The organism is Paenibacillus sp. J22R67 (assembly GCF_059692175.1).
The window spans coordinates 1,114,960-1,132,946 of record NZ_JCAUAX010000001.1 but is presented as its reverse complement, the minus strand read 5'-3'; the positions used below and the strand labels follow the sequence as shown (position 1 = coordinate 1,132,946).

17 protein-coding genes are annotated in these 17,987 nt (G+C 45.6%); 15 read left to right on the top strand and 2 right to left on the bottom strand.

The window, feature by feature from the left end; genetic code table 11:
* Window positions 1-124: 124 nt before the first annotated feature.
* Both AC58VC_RS05090 and AC58VC_RS05085 read right to left on the bottom strand, forming a co-directional pair.
* Window positions 125-1,213, bottom strand: a complete 1,089-nt coding sequence (locus tag AC58VC_RS05090; protein WP_497367723.1) for a M24 family metallopeptidase — start codon at window positions 1,211-1,213, stop codon at window positions 125-127.
* 165 nt (window positions 1,214-1,378) lie between these two features.
* Window positions 1,379-1,912 (bottom strand): hypothetical protein, encoded by a 534-nt coding sequence (locus AC58VC_RS05085; protein ID WP_497367722.1) that lies wholly within the window; start codon window positions 1,910-1,912, stop codon window positions 1,379-1,381.
* A 164-nt stretch (window positions 1,913-2,076) separates the two neighbouring features.
* Here AC58VC_RS05085 and AC58VC_RS05080 point away from each other — a divergent pair, with 164 nt between their 5' ends.
* From AC58VC_RS05080 to AC58VC_RS05010, 15 genes are all read left to right on the top strand, one after another.
* Window positions 2,077-2,538, top strand: coding sequence for an SMI1/KNR4 family protein (locus AC58VC_RS05080; RefSeq protein WP_497367721.1), 462 nt, complete (start codon window positions 2,077-2,079; stop codon window positions 2,536-2,538).
* A 264-nt stretch (window positions 2,539-2,802) separates the two neighbouring features.
* On the top strand, window positions 2,803-3,282 hold the full coding sequence (locus AC58VC_RS05075; protein ID WP_497367720.1) for a DinB family protein: 480 nt from the start codon (window positions 2,803-2,805) through the stop codon (window positions 3,280-3,282).
* A gap of 44 nt (window positions 3,283-3,326) precedes the next feature.
* A complete protein-coding gene (locus AC58VC_RS05070) occupies window positions 3,327-3,737 on the top strand; it encodes a GNAT family N-acetyltransferase (RefSeq protein ID WP_497367719.1) in 411 nt (136 codons plus the stop codon).
* Between the two features lie 149 nt (window positions 3,738-3,886).
* Window positions 3,887-4,843 (top strand): hypothetical protein, encoded by a 957-nt coding sequence (locus AC58VC_RS05065; RefSeq protein ID WP_497367718.1) that lies wholly within the window; start codon window positions 3,887-3,889, stop codon window positions 4,841-4,843.
* 192 nt (window positions 4,844-5,035) lie between these two features.
* Window positions 5,036-6,229, top strand: a complete 1,194-nt coding sequence (locus tag AC58VC_RS05060) for a TIM barrel protein (RefSeq protein ID WP_497367717.1) — start codon at window positions 5,036-5,038, stop codon at window positions 6,227-6,229.
* Between the two features lie 227 nt (window positions 6,230-6,456).
* Complete coding sequence (locus AC58VC_RS05055; protein WP_497367716.1) at window positions 6,457-7,428, top strand: SDR family NAD(P)-dependent oxidoreductase; 972 nt, start codon at window positions 6,457-6,459, stop codon at window positions 7,426-7,428.
* Between the two features lie 149 nt (window positions 7,429-7,577).
* The gene (locus AC58VC_RS05050; RefSeq protein WP_497367715.1) at window positions 7,578-9,779 is read left to right on the top strand and encodes a hypothetical protein; all 2,202 of its coding nucleotides are present in this window, start codon (window positions 7,578-7,580) and stop codon (window positions 9,777-9,779) included.
* A 27-nt stretch (window positions 9,780-9,806) separates the two neighbouring features.
* A complete protein-coding gene (locus AC58VC_RS05045) occupies window positions 9,807-10,388 on the top strand; it encodes a dienelactone hydrolase family protein (protein ID WP_497367714.1) in 582 nt (193 codons plus the stop codon).
* 251 nt (window positions 10,389-10,639) lie between these two features.
* Window positions 10,640-11,590, top strand: coding sequence for an L-lactate dehydrogenase (locus AC58VC_RS05040; RefSeq protein WP_497367713.1), 951 nt, complete (start codon window positions 10,640-10,642; stop codon window positions 11,588-11,590).
* Window positions 11,591-11,639: 49 nt separating this feature from the next.
* A complete protein-coding gene (locus AC58VC_RS05035) occupies window positions 11,640-11,969 on the top strand; it encodes an antibiotic biosynthesis monooxygenase family protein (RefSeq protein WP_497367712.1) in 330 nt (109 codons plus the stop codon).
* 63 nt (window positions 11,970-12,032) lie between these two features.
* Window positions 12,033-12,596, top strand: coding sequence for a TetR/AcrR family transcriptional regulator (locus AC58VC_RS05030; RefSeq protein ID WP_497367711.1), 564 nt, complete (start codon window positions 12,033-12,035; stop codon window positions 12,594-12,596).
* Window positions 12,597-12,922: 326 nt separating this feature from the next.
* The gene (locus tag AC58VC_RS05025) at window positions 12,923-13,804 is read left to right on the top strand and encodes an oxidoreductase (protein ID WP_497367710.1); all 882 of its coding nucleotides are present in this window, start codon (window positions 12,923-12,925) and stop codon (window positions 13,802-13,804) included.
* 50 nt (window positions 13,805-13,854) lie between these two features.
* A complete protein-coding gene (locus AC58VC_RS05020; protein ID WP_497367709.1) occupies window positions 13,855-15,021 on the top strand; it encodes an MFS transporter in 1,167 nt (388 codons plus the stop codon).
* 33 nt (window positions 15,022-15,054) lie between these two features.
* On the top strand, window positions 15,055-16,485 hold the full coding sequence (locus tag AC58VC_RS05015) for an aldehyde dehydrogenase family protein (RefSeq protein ID WP_497367708.1): 1,431 nt from the start codon (window positions 15,055-15,057) through the stop codon (window positions 16,483-16,485).
* A gap of 302 nt (window positions 16,486-16,787) precedes the next feature.
* On the top strand, window positions 16,788-17,936 hold the full coding sequence (locus AC58VC_RS05010) for a hypothetical protein (RefSeq protein WP_497367707.1): 1,149 nt from the start codon (window positions 16,788-16,790) through the stop codon (window positions 17,934-17,936).
* Window positions 17,937-17,987: the final 51 nt, after the last annotated feature.

Below are 17,987 nucleotides of genomic sequence, written 5' to 3'. Positions count from 1 at the left end.
ATATTTTTACATTAATTTTCATGAGAGTAAGCATTTAATAGATAATGGCTGGAAAAACAAAGAGACCTGATTTCAGGTCTCTTTGTGGTTTCTATGAAATTATTAAAAGTAGTCGAAAAAACTGTTACCCGATGACGGTTAGTTCCTTCGGGAACGACGTCAGCACCTCGACGCCGCTATCCGTGACGAGCACATCATCCTCGATCCGCACGCCGCCGACGCCCGGTACATAGATGCCCGGCTCGATCGTGAAGACCATGCCGCTGCGCAGCAGCTCCTGGTTATGACCATGCACGGACGGATATTCGTGCACATCCATGCCAAGGCCGTGCCCAAGCCGGTGCATGAAATACGTCCCGTAGCCGGCGTTAGTGATGTGCTCGCGCGCTGCGTGGTCCAGGCTGGCCAGCGTAGCGCCGGGGCGAGTCGCTTCAATGGCCAACAGGTTCGCCTGCAGCACCGTCTGATAGATTTTTGTCTGCTCTTCCGAAATATCGCCTACCGCGAACGTTCGCGTAATATCCGATGCATATCCGTCCGCATAGACGCCGAGGTCGAATAAGAGCAGTTCTCCTTCGCGGACGGCTCTTGAGTCAGGAACGCCATGCGGCAGCGCAGATTTCTCACCAGCCAGCACCATCGTCGAGAAGGAAGGTCCGCTCGCGCCGAGCTTCTTCATCTGGTACTCCAGCTCCGCCACAAGCTCAATCTCCGTAACGCCAGGCTTCACTTGAGCGATGCCGGCACGCAGCACATCCTCGATGATCCGCACCGCATGTTTCATGCGCATCACTTCGTCCGGAGTCTTAATGACGCGCATCTCGCGCAGCGGCTCGTCGATATCCGCATAGACAGCTGCACCAACCGCTTGGCTAATGGCCTCAAACCGGCTAACAGTCATATAGTCTTTCTCCAGTCCAAGCGTCCGGATGCCCGCAGGCATAAGTTTGTTGAGAACTTCGTATGGGTTATCGGTGTCCGTATGAGTGTAGATCTCTTTCACGGACGATGCGGCTTGTGCCGCTTCAAGGTCCAGAGCCGGCACGATTAGCAATGGTTCGGCTCCACGTGGAATAAGCAGACCAAGAAAACGCTCATGCGGGTCGCTCGCAAACCCGGTCAAATAATACACATGCTTCGGCATCGTAATCAGTACGGCATCAATTGATCGTCGTTCCATGTAGGCAACTAGTTGTTCAATACGCATATTCATTCAATCAATCAACCATCCTTTCGCCGTTTACGGATACTAAAAATCACAATATAACCATTATCGGTAAATTACATTAAAGTAGTCCGATTCAATAAAACTCATTAAAATGAAAGCCGTTTCGACCCATTATAATGTCAATAAGTGTCGGGTGACAAGAACCTTTTCTCATTCTCGACGGATTGCAACGAACTCACTTAAATTGTTTTGAATACTATCATTTATTATCTGTAATGTTTCAGCGGCGGCTTCATCAAATGCAGCATGCAATAAGCTTATTGAGGCAAATAAATCCTTGTCACGCATAAGGTCTTCACGAATAACCTTAAATTCATTCAGACTAATTGGATGATTAGTTTCTTTGAGAGCAACTTCAACATTTTCGAGTATATTGAGCATTCTATTGCCCTCAAAATACTTTAATCCAGATTTGATTGCTAACCATATTTTTGGCTGAGCCATAAAGTACGCACTCCACCAATAAAACTCAACTAGAGATTTAATTGCATGATTATAATAAACTTGGAAGGAGAATAATGCTTTTTGACCATTAGTTAACTCGTTATAGAATTGTTCCATGTTTATGGAGCTATTCTCGACGGATTGCTCTGCGACTCGTTCTTTATAAGTTTGAATCAGCGGTTTGAAACAAACATCACATAGTGCGTCTTTTGTTAATAAGCCAAATTCTTGCTTGGTCATCTTTACTATCAAAAATAATCACTCTCCTTACCATAATTATACAGTGGTTGAGTGAAAAAAACCTTTGAATAGCTTGAAATATTGTTTGCAAAATATGCTAATGTAGGAATTAAAATGAGGTCTTCGCGAATAATGAATATTCCCTTAAGGAAGGAGGTCTGTTTGTGAAAAGTGAACTGTTATTAAAGCTCCTGCATGATAAGGAATTGCATAGTAACCGACCATTTAATGGGTGTAGCGAGACAGAAATAAGTTTACTAGAACAAGAAATGGGAATCAGATTACCTGAGTCTTATCGCCAATACTTACTTGCTGTAGGGCATCATTCGGGAAGATTATTTCAAGGTACAGATATGGATTTTTCACAACTAAGGGAGCTTCAGGATGAGGCAAAGGAATTATTACGAGAGAATCATAATCCGGTAATGTTGCCTGAGAGAGCTTTTGTGTTCTCAATGCATCAGGGTTATGAAATTAGATTCTTTAATTTAAACGAAGGAGATAATCCTCCAATTATGGAGTGGCACGAGGGAAGCAACAATGGGATAATTAAACTCTATGATTCATTTGAAGAGTTTCTTTTTGATTCAATTTATCAGCATACAGCCTTAAAGAGGTTTGATTAATTTACAGAGAAAAATAGCTCAATAAAAATACGAAGGCAGTCGGTCAATGATGAACGGCTGCTTTTTTGATTGAATAAGCAGGCAGCATACTTTCAGTTACTCCCTGTATTTCATTAAATTAAGCGACATAGTTATCCAAATTATAGTAAAATTAATTGACTCATGAACTAATCTTTTAGCAACGGAAGGAACATAAAACAATGGAAATTGAATTGAAATCAGTGCAAATAGAGGTTGCTCAAAAATGAAATGTAGGTTCCCAAGATGATTAGTTTGGATAACAGCACGATTCACCGCTTTAAAGAATTTACAGAATGGACAGATACCTTACATGATGTGCGCAATAGCATTTGGTTACAACCAATAGTCGAAGGAAAAGCAGTGGTAGGAGAAATAATTTCACATCTTAAAAATTGGGATTCTTACCTCATCTCAACGATTATCCCAGCGATTAAAACTGGCGAAGGAATGGTATTTCCGGAGTTCAATTCGTTCAACGAAATTGCCTATGAGTACGCCAGATCGGGCATTTCTAAGGATTTTCTGCTCGATGAATTTAAGCAAACCCGTCTTAATCTAATTGAAATGCTGTTAGCCGAGCCGGATGTTGCTGCCAAACATGTTACCGTGAATGGAGTAGAAACATGCCCGCACACTGGCACATCCTATTCACTCCTTTACATCATTCATGAATTTATTGATCACGACAACCATCATAAAAATCAAATTTTATCGGTAGTTTGAGTAATACCAGGTTCTACCTAGATCAGTTAGGAAAGGAAATCAAAGTGAGGATTATAGCTGCCACCGAAAGGGATATTGATTTTATAAAAAGCAGGGATCACCATCTCAAGGAGAAATTAATAGTATCTAAAATCAGAGATAGAGAAATTTTCTTGCTCCAAGAGGAAAGTGAAGGAAACATCGGTTGGATGCGTTATAGCTATTTTTGGGATAACACTCCTTTTATGAATATGATCTGGATCGAGGAGCCTTACCGGAGTAAAGGGTTTGGGAAACAAGTAGTCGATTTTTGGGAAAATCAAATGCATGAACAAGGCTTTAAACTGGTCATGACGTCTACTCAGGCAGATGAAGCAGCTCAGCATTTTTATAGAAAATTAGGTTATAAGGATGCAGGGTGTTTATTACTGGAAGATCAACCAATGGAGATTATGTTTACTAAAAAACTCAGCTAGAGATGTATTGTCTCGGTAGCCTGTTGTGTGTAAGAGCAGGAAAATCTATCTATTTCACGAATAAAAAATTACAAATAATTTATCGTTGGTCAATAACAGCCAAGGAGGGTACATCGTAGACATTTGACCAAATGAAGGAGGATCTTTAGATGTTTACTGAAATTCCCGAATGGCAAATCTCGAAGCCCAAGCAATCAGTTATAGACTGGCTGCTTGGCGGGGACCCAGCGATCCGATGGCAAGTGATGCGTGACCTAACCCAAGAGCCCAATGACCGCGTTGCCGCAGAACGATCGCGGGTCGCATCCGAAGGTTGGGGCGCCCGCGTCCTCAGTCTGCAATCTGCCAAGGGCAACTGGGGCGGAGAAGCCGACGCACGGAACTGGCTATGTACAAGCTACACGTTACTGCTTTTGAAGGACCTAGGCCTAGATCCGTCGGGCGAGGAAGCCCGCAGAGCCATCAGTCTAGTGCGTGAGAACATCACTTGGCCGCAACAAATGGGAGGCCAGCCTTACTTTGACGGCGAGACTGAACCTTGTGTCAATGGGTGGATACTTGGAACGGGTTCTCACTTCGGAGAGGGCAGCGCGCGGCTAGTCGATCGGCTTCTCGGTGAGCAGCTTGAGGACGGAGGCTGGAATTGCAACGCTCCTACAAGTCGGCGATCCTCGTTCCACAGCACCATCTGTGTCCTGGAAGGATTGCTAGCGTATGAGAAGGCTGAGGGTGAAACTGCTGCCGTGACCGAAGCTCGCGTCCGGGCACAGGAGTACCTGTTGGAGCGCCACATGCTAAGGTCCCTAACATCGGGTGAGGTGATTGATTCCACTTGGGCGCGATTCTCGTTCCCGACGACATGGCATTATGACATACTGCGTGGTCTGGATTACTTGCGCAGTGCAGGTGTTGAACCCGACGAAAGAGTCACAGAGGCCGTTAGTTTGGTAGCGAGGAAACAAGACCAAAACGGGATGTGGCCGCTAGAGAACTCACACTCCGATCGAGTTCACTTCGATATGGAAGGTGCGGATGGCGAGCCTAGTCGTTGGAACACGCTTCGGGCTTTACGAGTGCTGGATTGGTACTCAACACATCGGAGGTAACTATGAACGGAAAGCCTCACGTAATATCCATAGCTGCTGTCTCAGGCGGTGGGAAGACCACCAGGGATGCTTACTTAGAAATGCAAAGAACAGTTAAGCCGAATTCAGATATTATAATTGAGGGGTCTTTGCCAACTTCAGTAATTGTAAATCAAATATTAAATGAGTTAAAAAACAGGACGGAGATGCGGCATGACAGATCCTAAGATTTTTTTGGCTGTGGATAATTGTGTCTTTTCCAAGAGATGGACGCGTCCAGCAGAGTGGATGAATTTACTCAGTGCCATGGGTGTTTATTACGTTGAGGCTAGTGCCGATAACGAATGCGATCCTCTGTATATGGGTATGGATTACATGCAAAGATGGGTGCAAGAAGTGAAGACCGCGAGTGAGCATACGGGTGTAAAGGTAGCAAATATCTATTCCGGGCATGGCACATATGCAACGTTGGGATTAGCTCACCACGACATTGCTGTACGTGAGCGCATTCAGAATGAGTGGATTAAGCCATTGGCCGATATCGCGGCAAACGTAGGGGCTGGAATCGGATTTTATTGTCATGCCTTCTCTGATAATGTCCTGCAAAATCCTGCGGTTTACCGTGAAACGGAAGAAGATTTATATACCAGACTTGCAGATATAGCAGTATATTGCCAAGCGAAAGGTATTCACACCCCAAGTGTCGAGCAAATGTATACTCCGCATCAAATACCATGGACGATTGAAGGTTCAAAACGTCTGCTTAAGGAAGTATTCCGCTTTTCTCAAGCGCCGTTTTATTTAACATTGGACACCGGACATCAAAGCGGTCAGCGTAAGTTTCTTCGCCCGGATTCCCCAATCATTAAGGAGATGGTGAACCGTTTTAGAATAAAAGGGTATCAGGATTCTTTATGGATGGGCCCAAAATCCGCTTATGATCTATTTCAACAAATGATACATACAACAGAAGACCAAGCAATCGCTATGATGGAGCAAATCTTACAAGAAATAGATCGTTATCCCTATTTATTCGCTGCTGAATCGGATGGTGATACATATCGTTGGCTTGAAGAGCTGGGCTGTTATTCTCCAATCGTACATTTACAACAAACAACGGGGACATCCTCATCCCATCAGCCTTTTACGGAGGCTTGCAATCGGAACGGCATCATTTTTGGGGAGCTTGTGTTAAGGGCGCTAGAGAAAGCCTATCAAACTCCTGACGAAGAGGGGTTCCCTCCCAAATGCAAGGAGATCTATCTAACACTCGAGATTTTCTCTGGCACTAGTGAGATGAACATCGGTATTAGGAAGAAGTTGCAGGACTCGATTGATTACTGGAGGCAGTTCATACCTGAAGACGGTTTGTCATTGAATGAAATATTGAAACTTTTGAATCGGTAACAAGCGTAAAGAGATTGTAACAGAATTGAAATTTTAAATTCATGTGCCATTAATAAAGTAAGCCTATAATAAATCTCGACCCCCCTTTAAAATATAAACTTTAGACCCTCAGCCCGTTGCTGTGGGTCTCTTTTTTACTAATTTATGATTGACTAATCAATAACTGGATGTTAAGATAAATCCAAGTTAGTGATTGACCAATCACAAAAAAGAATGGGGCTAATCAAATGAAAAAAGCGATTGTAATAGGAGCAACGGGCGGCACGGGAGCAGCAATCACACAGGAACTTGTCAAAAGAGGTGTAGAAACCATTGCATTTGGACGTTCTCGCCAGAAATTAGAACAGTTAGCCAGAAAGCTTGGCAATCCGATGCACTTGACTCTTTCTGTAGGAGATGCAATGCGTCCTGAGGATATAGTGGCCCAAGCTGGAGATGCTGACGTAATGTTCCACTGCGCGAACGTAGCTTATCACGAGATGGTAAGCAAACTGATTCCACTGGGCGAATCTGTGATGGAGGCCGCGGAGCGGCTTGCGATAAAAGTCGTAGCCATCGATGGGATCTATCCTTATGGGAGAAGACAGACGGTGCTTGTCACTGAGGAGCATCCCAAACAACCTCATACCATTAAAGGAAAAGTCAGACTGGACTATGAAAGGATGCTGTTTAGCAAACGGTGGAGCCATGTACAAGTCATGATTGTTCGCTTGCCAGATTATTATGGACCTACGGCCAATGAAGCCTCGTATTTAGGCTCAACGCTGGAAGCGATCGCTGCTGGTAAAATGGCTTTTTTCATCGGCAACATGAAAGTCCCCCGTGAATATGTCTATTTGCCGGACGCAGCTGCGATGGTTGCTGAACTGGCAGGCAAGGACTGCGCTTATGGACAGAATTGGAATATACCAGGCAGTGGTCTTATTTCAGGGCGCGAGATCGTGCGGATTGCCCAATCGGCAAGTGGCTTCGCTAAACCGGTCATTCCGTTGAAAAAATTAGGATTATCGTTGATTGGCATGGGAGTCCCTGTGATGAAAGAAATTGTCGAGATGCTTTATTTAACCGAGGAGCCACTGGAGTTAAGCGGTGAAAAATACAAACGGTACATCGGATCTATCGTAGCGACGCCGTTCAAACAAGGTATAACTTCCACTATAGTGGCATTACAGGAGAGCAAGGTTTCTCAGGCACATTAGTAATTGGTTTATCAATAATTTCATGGGGGGAAAGACGGTGGGGTTCGCTAAGAGGATTTCCAATTGGCTGAATAGAAGTATAAAGTCAACCTATTTTTGGAAATTCTCAGGCATAAATTAATCCCAGCAGCTTGAAGAAGGGGGACTGTATGACCCGTCCATTGGTGCACGCGAATGAATCTCGTGGATCGCGCAAAGAATCAACGAGGCCAACAGAGACTCAGACACAACAGCAGCAATCTGAAGCTTTTGCTCCTATGATGGGAGGTATTCGGGGCATTATGGGCTTGCAGTCCACGATTGGTAATCGTGCAGTCACCCAGCTTGTTCGAAATCAAGTACGTCCCCAGTCTTCGCAGGGTGTTCAGACGAACCCAGGAACTATGCATGTTCAATTGATGCCTAAGTTCAAAAGCGAGGAAGAAGCAATCATTTATTTCGAGGATTGGGAAGAAGGTACTGTTTTTAGTGAACATGCTCGTGAAGTGAAGCAATTATTGCAGATAGCTATCCAGAATGGCTGGGAGGATTTGCAGGAACGAATCGAATATGCACAAAGCGAAAGTGAAATGGCTGCCATTGAACAATTCAAATCTTGGGACTTATCGAATAGCTCCTTATTTGCAGCAGCTAAGAGGCTGCTGGAGAAGGCGCAGGACAAAGGCTGGGAGCAACTGGAGGATCTTGTTATCGACTATGTGCGTAAGGTGGAGGATGAGCGCGATGAGCCCCTCACACCATCGGACGGTTTGCTGCAAATACAGCGCGATTTCCTCAAACGTTGGGCCAGTAATTCACCAATCCCTATGGATATTTTGAAAAAACTCATGTTTCATGCCGGCGAGACGGAAAAAGAACTGGCATGGCTGACGATACTGCTTGAGCTGCCGATTCCGCCTTTGACCCTCTCTCAGTTTGACTTTATCACTCGATACCACAAAGATTTGGAGGGAAATAAAGAGGCATTAAGCTGGGTAGTAAAAGTAGTAGATGAGTCACCTACACTAAGTGAAGCGCAAGGAATTATCGAATTAGCGAAGGAATTTGATTATAAAATCGAATTTGCATTGGAAGCCGTTGTAGGTTCCGAGACGTATGCCGAAAGCGTCAGAGAGAAAGAATTTCAAAAGGTTCAGGATAGTTCTAAACGTCAGAAGGAAAAAGTTTCGAAAATCGGTCGCGAGAAGGCGATGAACAATTTAACAAGAAACCAGAAGAAGGATTTAGAGAAACCTTCCAAAAAATCCGAGATTGAAGATCATCTAGAAAAAGATGAGAATAAATTCACGCAAGGAATATTCGAGCTGATTGATCATAGGGCGCAAGAAGCGGAAGAGCACGTTATTAAGGTGATCGGCCCTGAGGCCTATGAGAAGCGGCGAAATGAATACTTAGCTTTTTTCCAACTGACGAATTATGACCCTGCAGCTCTTGCTGCGTTAGATTTATGCGATCATAACTTCAAGACGGCTGAGAAAATCGTTCAAATGGTACAGCAAGCTCCTAATCTGCTGAACTTTATCGCTCATGATGGCGTGAAATTGCAGCATTTGAATCTCTGTACGAGTGAGCTTCCGCTAGCCACCCTGAACATCCTGCTTACGCAAATAACGTGTGACGAGCTGATTAGCTTCGCGGCCAACGATTTTTGCTTGCAGTTGCTGGGGATGCTTCACACGGATAATGTACCTGTGCTTCATATGAAGCAGCTTGCCTTTAGGCCGGATCGGCTTGTCTATTGTGATCCGCAATTTGCTGCGGATTATTCGCACCTGTTGGTTCACTATACACCAGTTCAGATTAGCCAGTTGATTACTGTGACACCCGACGGTGCGAACACGAAATGTCACGTTCTTCGCACGCTGCGTCCTAAAGCTGCTTCCGCAGCTGACCTGCAAACCTGTTTAACGTTGACGGCTCGCATGCGCTGGAATCAAGATATATTAATTCATGAAATAGGCACCTTGGCAAATGGCAGAACAGCATTGCAGTTTACGAACTTTATCTATGGGAAAAGGCTCTCTATCTTCAATCGCGATACGAAATTCAATCATTGGGTAAATACGCTTTGCGTGTTGATGACGGATCAGGGATATACGGTGACTGTTAGTGCTTCCTATCTTCTCCCCGGTAACAATACCTACGAACGTGAATGTAAAATCTATGATAATGTAGGTACAGAGCGAGGGGAGTTTGTGGTTCATTATCACCCAGGTGCTGTACAAAGTGTGGAACATCCATACGGCTCTGGGGCGCATATTAAGCCTCACAGCGGGAATTTAACAACGCCAAGAATCGGAAGGGATTACTTGGAGGATGTTTTGAGAACGGTGATTCCGACTAAGAAGTAACAGATACTGCGAAGGAGGAGATGAAAGATGGCCGAGGTTCTTATATTTCATCATGCGCTAGGACTGACCCAAGGTATTCACATCTTTGCTGAGGAGCTTAGAAAAGAGGGGCACACTGTACATGTTCCTGACCTTTTCGAAGGTCGTTTGTTCCCCACAATCCAGGACGGTTTGGCCTATGTCAAAGAGATGGGGTTCGAAGAGATGATGGAGCGGGGCGAACGTGTGGCAAATGAGCTACCAAAAGACATCGTCTATGCCGGATTTTCGTTAGGCGTACTCTCTGCCCAGAAGCTCGCCCAGACTCGGGAAGGAGCTATTGGCGCTTTGATGTTTTACTCCTGTGTTCCAACCTCCATGTTCGGATCACCCTGGCCAGCGGATCTACCGGCACAGATTCATAGCATGGATGCTGATCCGTATTTCGTTGACGACGGCGACATGGAAGCCGCTCGTGAGCTTGTGGCTTCGGTCAATCATGTCGAACTCTTTCTGTACCCAGGCGATGGGCACTGCTTCGCTGACAGCAGTTTGCCTTCTTATGACCCTGACGCGGCGGCGTTGCTAATGCAACGTGTACTCGAATTTCTCCGTCAGTTGAGCGTTTGAGGGGGAACGACAAAAAGACAGGGAAGCAAATGACTCAAGGCCTTTGAATGGAATAGAGATTAGCGTGTGACCACAAAAAATACATAAAAAAAGCAAGCTATAAGGATTTGATTCCTTATAGCTTTTCTTTTTTACCAGACACTATGGATATAGCAGACAATTATGAATAATATTACTCATAAGGCTATAAATTAAACAATGGTGAAATGATAGTATATTAGATGAAAAGCCTTTCAAGTGGAGGTTATAGGATGGGGAATGGAACTAGAAAAGTTGCTATTGTCGGTGCTGGCATGGTTGGTTCCGGCTGCGCCTACTCCATGATTAATCAGTCGATATGTGATGAAATTATGATTATAGACCGCACTTATGATAAAGCCTTAGCTCATGCGCTCGATTTGTCACACTGTATGGAATTTACTACGACGAGAACGAAGGTATCCGCGGGTCATCTGAAAGACTGCTCCGATCGGGATGTCATTATTTTAACAGCAGGAAGTTACCCGAAATCATCTCTATCTAGGCTAGAGCTGTTAGCAGATGCCAAAGCTACAACTGAAAATATTGTGAAACAGATTATGAACAGCGGGTTTAACGGTATTTTTGTAGTCGTAGCTAATCCAGTAGATATCATCACTTATTACGTTCGGGAAGTATCTGGGTTGCCGCGAGAGCGTGTTATCGGAACAGGAACATCTATTGACACCTCACGAATGAAGACATTAGTGTCTGAAGTATTTGCAATTGATCCGCGGAGTGTTCAAGGTTACACATTGGGCGAACATGGAGATTCTCAGTTTGTAGCCTGGTCTCATGTAACAGTCGGTGGAAAACCGATTCTGCAAATTTTGCATGATCATAGCGAACGCTTCAAAGATGTTAATCTGCAAAGGCTAGAGGATAATACCAAAAATTCAGGTTGGGAAATACTTAGCCGCAAAGGGAATACTCAATTCGGAATCAGCAATGCACTAGCTTACATCACACGCTCGATATTGAATGATGAGCATAAAATAATAGCCGTTTCAGCAATATTAAATGGCGAGTACCAGCAGAAAGATATCTGCATCGGGGTTCCTGCGGTTATTGGGAAAGGGGGCATTCAGGAAATCGTGGAGTTGAATCTGGCAGCGGATGAGAAAGAGAAGTTTCTGGTATCATGCGGAATCATAAAGGAAAATATTTTGAAATTATTCGATTAAAATAGGGGAAGATACGCGAGAATAAATAAATAAAGGAGGAGTTAACTTCATGACACTGATATCCGCGAATAATAACATTCTTACTTTTATTAATGTGTTCACAGTGGAACCGAAAAATCAAGAACGTCTAATCGACTTACTCACTAGTGCAACAGATGTCTCTGTTCGCTATGCGCCAGGATTTATTTCTTGCAGCCTCCATCGGGGAACAGAAGGCACTAAAGTTACGATGTATGCGCAGTGGCAAAGTGCGGAGCATTACCAAGCAATGAGAAATGACCCGAAACCTCTTCCCTATTTACAGGAAGCAATGAAGATAGCTACGTTTGAACCGGGCAGCTATGAAGTCGTCAAAACTTTTGAGCCCTCTACGGAATAAGGTCGTGTATACTTGACATCAACCTCGGGATCGTACTAATGTTAGTGCCAAGAGGTGGATCACATGAGCAAGAAAAAGGACATTATGGCTGCGACGCTCGACTTAATTGATGAAGAGGGACTTCAGTCAGTTACCTTCTCCAAAATATTTAAGCGAGCAAACGTAGGGTCTGGCACGATGTATAACTATTTTGCAAATAAAGAAGAACTGGTTAATGCGGTGTATAAAGAAGCACGGATGCTGATGGGGGAATACCTGCTAAAGGACTATAATCCTGAAGCGAGCTTGTATGAGCGTTTTAGGTGCCTTCAGTTAAATAGACTGCAGTTCGGCATTCATTGTCCAAAGGAATTCATGTTTATCGACAGTTTTTCCTATTCGCCGTATATCTCACCTGAGTTGCGCGCGATGGACGATGCCCAGAACTCCCGAGATGTCATTATTTCATTGATTGTCGAGGGTCAAAAGATGGGGATCATCAAAGAAATGGATTCTCATTTATGTCACCAGCTCATCCATGGGATGATAGCTTCTATTCTGAAAGGATATTATGTACGGAAATATCCGATGAATGAGCTCCAGATTCAACAAATTCTGGAGAGTTGTTGGAAGGCAATACTCGTTTGAAAAACAGTCTTTGGGACTTTAGGGTCTCGCGGGCTGTTTTTTTGTTTTATTCACTTATTAGAATTAAAATTCCAATTTATATTAGAATGATTAATGTCTGGTTTGTAAATTGGAATTATAATTCCAACATAAAGAACGTTTTGTAGGCTGAAAATGTGTGTATTAACCTTGATTAGATGCATATTTCATAGATACTGAGCTTAAAATGCATACTTCCATATTTTATTTGGAATAAAAATTCCGAAATATCTTGACCTGCGATTGTCGAGGGAGTATATTAACTATGGAACAAACATTCCACGCACAAATCGAGGAGGCAAAATTATATGTCTAAAGTTTGGTTGATTACAGGAAGTTCACGCGGTTTTGGTCGCAGTCTTGCAGAAGCGGTATTGGCTAAAGGAGATCAACTAGTCGCTACAGCTCGCAACACGGAGCAGATTGCCGATCTTGCAGCACGTTATGGCAATCAAGTTCGCATCGTACAGTTAGATGTAAATCGATACGAGCAGGCTGAAGCAGCTATACTGGCCGCATTCGAAGCGTTCGGACGGCTGGACGTCCTTGTTAATAATGCAGGCTACGGAAATGTTTCTTCTATTGAAGAAACGTCGATGGAAGATTTCCGTGCTCAAGTCGAAACGAATCTCTGGGGTGTCATCAACGTAACGAAAGCCGCTCTACCGCTGTTGAGAGAACAAGGCCATGGCCATATTGTCCAATTTTCTTCGATTGGCGGACGTACAGGTGCACCAGGTCTTGCACCGTATCAAACGGCAAAGTGGGCAGTAGAAGGTTTCTCCGAAGTGTTGTCCAAAGAGGTAGGGCCGCTTGGACTGAAGGTCACATTGATCGAACCGGGCGGTTTCCGTACCGATTGGGCAGGCTCTTCCATGCAGCATATCTCGCCTCGTGATGAATACCAAGCCACAGTCGGCGGCCTGCTTGCACATCTTCGTGATACAACAGGGAAAGAGAACGGCGATCCGGATAAAGCAGCACAAGCAATCATTGCGATCGTGAATGAGGAAAATCCGCCGCTTCGATTGTTACTGGGAAGCGATGCAGTAGCTATCGCAAACGCCGTGGACCAAGGCAAGTTAGCGGAAACGAAACGCTGGCAGAAGCTTAGCCAGTCTACTGATTTTGAATCCAAAGAGCTAGATCCAGAAGTATCGCGCATGTATGACGAGTTTGAAGAGCAATAAGTTTGCCCATAGACTGATTGGTCACATAAAGTCAGAAAGAGGGTACATCAATGAAGCTAAGCGCAAGAATTGCTTTATTATCGATGGCAGTTACTACGACCTTCGGAACGATGATGGCCGCGCCAGCAGTTAAACCACTGGCGGTGGCTTTCCCCGGTACCAACGCGCTGTTAGTGCAATGGGTTGTCACCATTTCATCGCTATTTATTTTGCCAACCTTATTCATGGCTGGGAATCTCGGCAGACGTTTTTCCCGGAAAAATATCTTAATTGCAGGTTTGTTGCTGTATATCATAGGCGGCGTTGGCCCAGCTTTCATGAACTCATTTGAAATGATATTAGTATGTAGGGCGATCTTGGGTCTCAGTATCGGGCTCATCTCGCCAACGTTCAACGCTTTGATTGCGGAGAACTTCCAGGGCAAAGAACGATCGCGAATGAACGGTATACAGACTTCAATCAATGGCATCGGTGGGGCAATTTTCCTATCTTTTGGTGGAATTATCGCATCATTTGGTTGGAGAGACGTATTTTTAACCTATCTGTATGCCGCTTTGTTATTTATCTTGGTGATCGCATTTCTTCCCAAGTTTCCACCGATCCAGGTGGAACAAATGGCGAAAGGAACCGTAAAGCTGCCGAAGTTTTTCTTTGCGGTTGCTGCCGCGGCTGGGCTTCATTCGATGATGTTTACTTTGATTCCGACGAACCTTTCGTTATTTCTGTCTAATAACGGCATTGGCAGTATAGCTTCGGTAGGTTATTTGACCGCTTTCGCTCTAGTTGGCGTTTTCGTCGGAGGGCTTGCGGTGACCCGTTTAAGCAGCATGTTAAAAAAACTGCTTGTCCCGCTGGATCTAGCCCTGATGGCCGGAGGTTTCTTGCTTCTCGGTTCGGCGCACACGGTATGGACGGTAGCACTTTCAGTGTTCATGATTGGCTTGGCAGAAGGCATGTTGTTCCCACTGTCATTCATTAAAACAGCGGAAGTTGTACCTAAACTTAGCTTAACAACCGCAATTTCACTGATGCTTGCTTGTGTCTATGCCTGCCAATTCCTCAGTCCTTTATTCGTAAAAGGAGTAGAACTGCTGCTTCATACGGATTCAACTCGTGATGTGTTTATGGCGATAGCTGCAGCTTTGGCTGTTACGGCTGTCACCTACTGGCCGCTTGCTCGAAACCGGAAAAACGCAGCTGTGCAATCCGTTTCTTAAAGCAACAAAAACTACACAAAGAAGGTGTCTGTTATGAGAAATATGGATAACATTTATATAAACGGAAAGTTCATAGCTCCGAATGGTACGGATATGCTGGATCTGGTCGACCCCTCTACAAGAAAAGTTTTTGGTCGTGTAACGCTAGGAAATGAAGAGGATACTAAACTTGCAATTGCGGCAGCCAAAGCAGCATTCTCTTCCTTCTCTAGAACTTCTGTGCAGGAAAGATCCGCGATGCTGCAGCGTTTGAACGACGCAATCTTGGATCGGATTGACGAGCTGGCGGAAGCTAACATCCTGGAATACGGTGCTCCTAGAATGGCAGCAACCGGTCGGGTAAAACTGGCTGCGGCAAACTTGATGGATAGCAAAGAGGCGCTGGAACAGTTCGAGTTTGTCCACATGATAGGCAAAGCCAAAGTTGTTGCCGAGCCTGTAGGCGTAATCGGAATTATCACACCTTGGAATGCAAGTTATTCGCAGATTACGGCAAAACTAGGTGCAGCGATAGCGGCGGGATGCACGGTTGTGATTAAGCCTAGTGAATTAAGCGCGCTACAAACTCAACTGCTAACTGAATGCTTCCATGCAGCGGACATTCCAGCTGGTGTGATCAACGTCGTGAATGGCCTTGGTGCAACGGTAGGCGCCGAGTTGACGCGCAATCCGGATGTGGCAATGATTAATTTTACCGGCTCAACACGGGTAGGAAAAGAAATTCGCAGAGCTACAGTAGACTCCATGAAGCGCGTCACTTTAGAGCTTGGTGGCAAATCTCCCAATATCGTACTCGACGATGCGGATTTTACCAAAGCAATCCCTGCCGCTGTCAGATCATGCTACACGAATAATGGGCAAGCTTGCGTGGCCGGCACAAGATTATTTGTTCCAGAGCACCGATTGGAAGAAGTTAAGAAACTTGCACGTGAAGCTGTAGAGTCGATGAAAGTTGGTCTTCCATCCGAAGCCGATACGCTGCTTGGGCCGCTCGTCACAGAGAAACAATACAATCAAGTTCAGCATTACATTTTCACGGGTATTCATGAAGGCGCGGAGTTGGTGATTGGTGGTGAAGGTCAGCCACAGGGGCTAGAACAGGGGAACTTTGTCAAACCGACGGTGTTTGCTAACGTAACAGAAGAAATGACGATCGCGAAGGAAGAGATTTTCGGACCGGTACTTTCAATTCTGACGTTTAAAACCGAGGAAGAAGCTGTTACTATGGCCAATAACACGGATTACGGTTTAGGTGCTTATATCAGCACTGCGAATCTGGAGAAAGCTAGCGAGTTGGCGTCCCGTATCCAAGCAGGTGTGGTGCTTATCAACGGGGCAGGCTTCGAAATGAAAGCTCCTTTCGGCGGATTCAAGCATTCCGGTATCGGTCGTGAATACGGTGTTTATGGTTTGGAAGATTGTCTGGAAACCAAAACGATTACCGGTTTCAATCTACCGATGTAATATATGTATAGTTTCTACATTAATATAGGGATCAAGGTTCTGTCTGCTGACAGAACCTTGGTCCTATTTAGCTATGGATTAAGGCTAACGTACAAGCATTAGCTAGGAGGGATGCATTTACTAGTAATAGAGTTGTTCTGTCTATATGTAAAATGCAATTGGCATAAAGAGAGGGGCTGCTAGAGATGTCATATAGCTGCTCGAGATGTAAGAAGGCATTCGTAGAATCCTCCTATTCCACTTGTTCAAGTTGCTCAAGTTCTGGCACGTTGAGCTGCGATGGAATTTCGAAGAAGAAAGGAGTGACTGGTCCGACTGGGGCTACTGGGTCTACTGGCGAGACGGGAGCGACGGGTGCAACGGGAGCAACGGGTGCAACAGGAGCCGCGGGAGCCACGGGAGCCACGGGAACCGCGGGAGCCACGGGAGCAACGGGAGCAACAGGAGCGACAGGAGCAACGGGAGCCACGGGAGCGACGGGAGTGACGGGAGCAACGGGAGCGACGGGTGCAACGGGAGCAACGGGTGCAACAGGAGCCGCGGGAGCCACGGGAGCCACGGGAACCGCGGGAGCAACGGGAGCAACAGGAGCGACAGGAGCCGCGGGAGCCACGGGAGCAACGGGGCCAACGGGAGCCACGGGAGTGACGGGAGCAACGGGAGCGGCGGGAGCAACGGGGCCAACGGGAGCCACGGGAGCCACGGGAGTGACGGGAGCGACAGGAGCCACGGGAGCCACGGGAGCGACGGGAGTGACGGGAGCCACGGGAGCCACGGGAGCCACGGGAACCGCGGGAGCCACGGGAGCCACGGGAACCGCGGGAGCAACGGGAGCAACAGGAGCGACAGGAGCAACGGGAGCCACGGGAGTGACAGGAGCGGCGGGAGCGACGGGAGCAACGGGAGCAACAGGAGCAACGGGAGCAACAGGAGCAACAGGAGCCACGGGAGAGACAGGGCCAAACTTCGCGGCTGTTGGGTTCTCGGCGTTTTTGTCCACAGTTTCTGTGTCTGCGAGCTCACAGCTTACGAACTGGTCGACAGCGAATCCTTATTATGGTCACGCTAATTTTAATGCAGTTACAGGAAATTTTACGATTCCGGTTACGGGGAGATATACAATACTGGCGACAATCAATTACACTACTACAGCTGCTGTTGCCGTAAGTCTTGGCGCAGGCATCAATCCTTTTTTTGTCGTTCAACGTACGTCGCCAACAGTAACGAATTTGGTGAGCGGGCTTTTACCCGTATTAAATGTGAACGTGGTCTTAGTCTTAAGTTTGAGGGTTGTTTTGGGAAATGGAAATATCACATTAGCGGGCGAGGTTTTACTTTCAGCAGGAGATGTTATTGGACTTTTCTATAATGCGAACGGTTTGACGATCAATTTAAACGTTGGAAATGGTGGTTCGAATGGTGTAGTTTGGTCTGTTCATGAGATTACCTAATTTTTGGAAAAATTTCTTTTTTAATGAAGGACCATGTGCGGATTAACTACA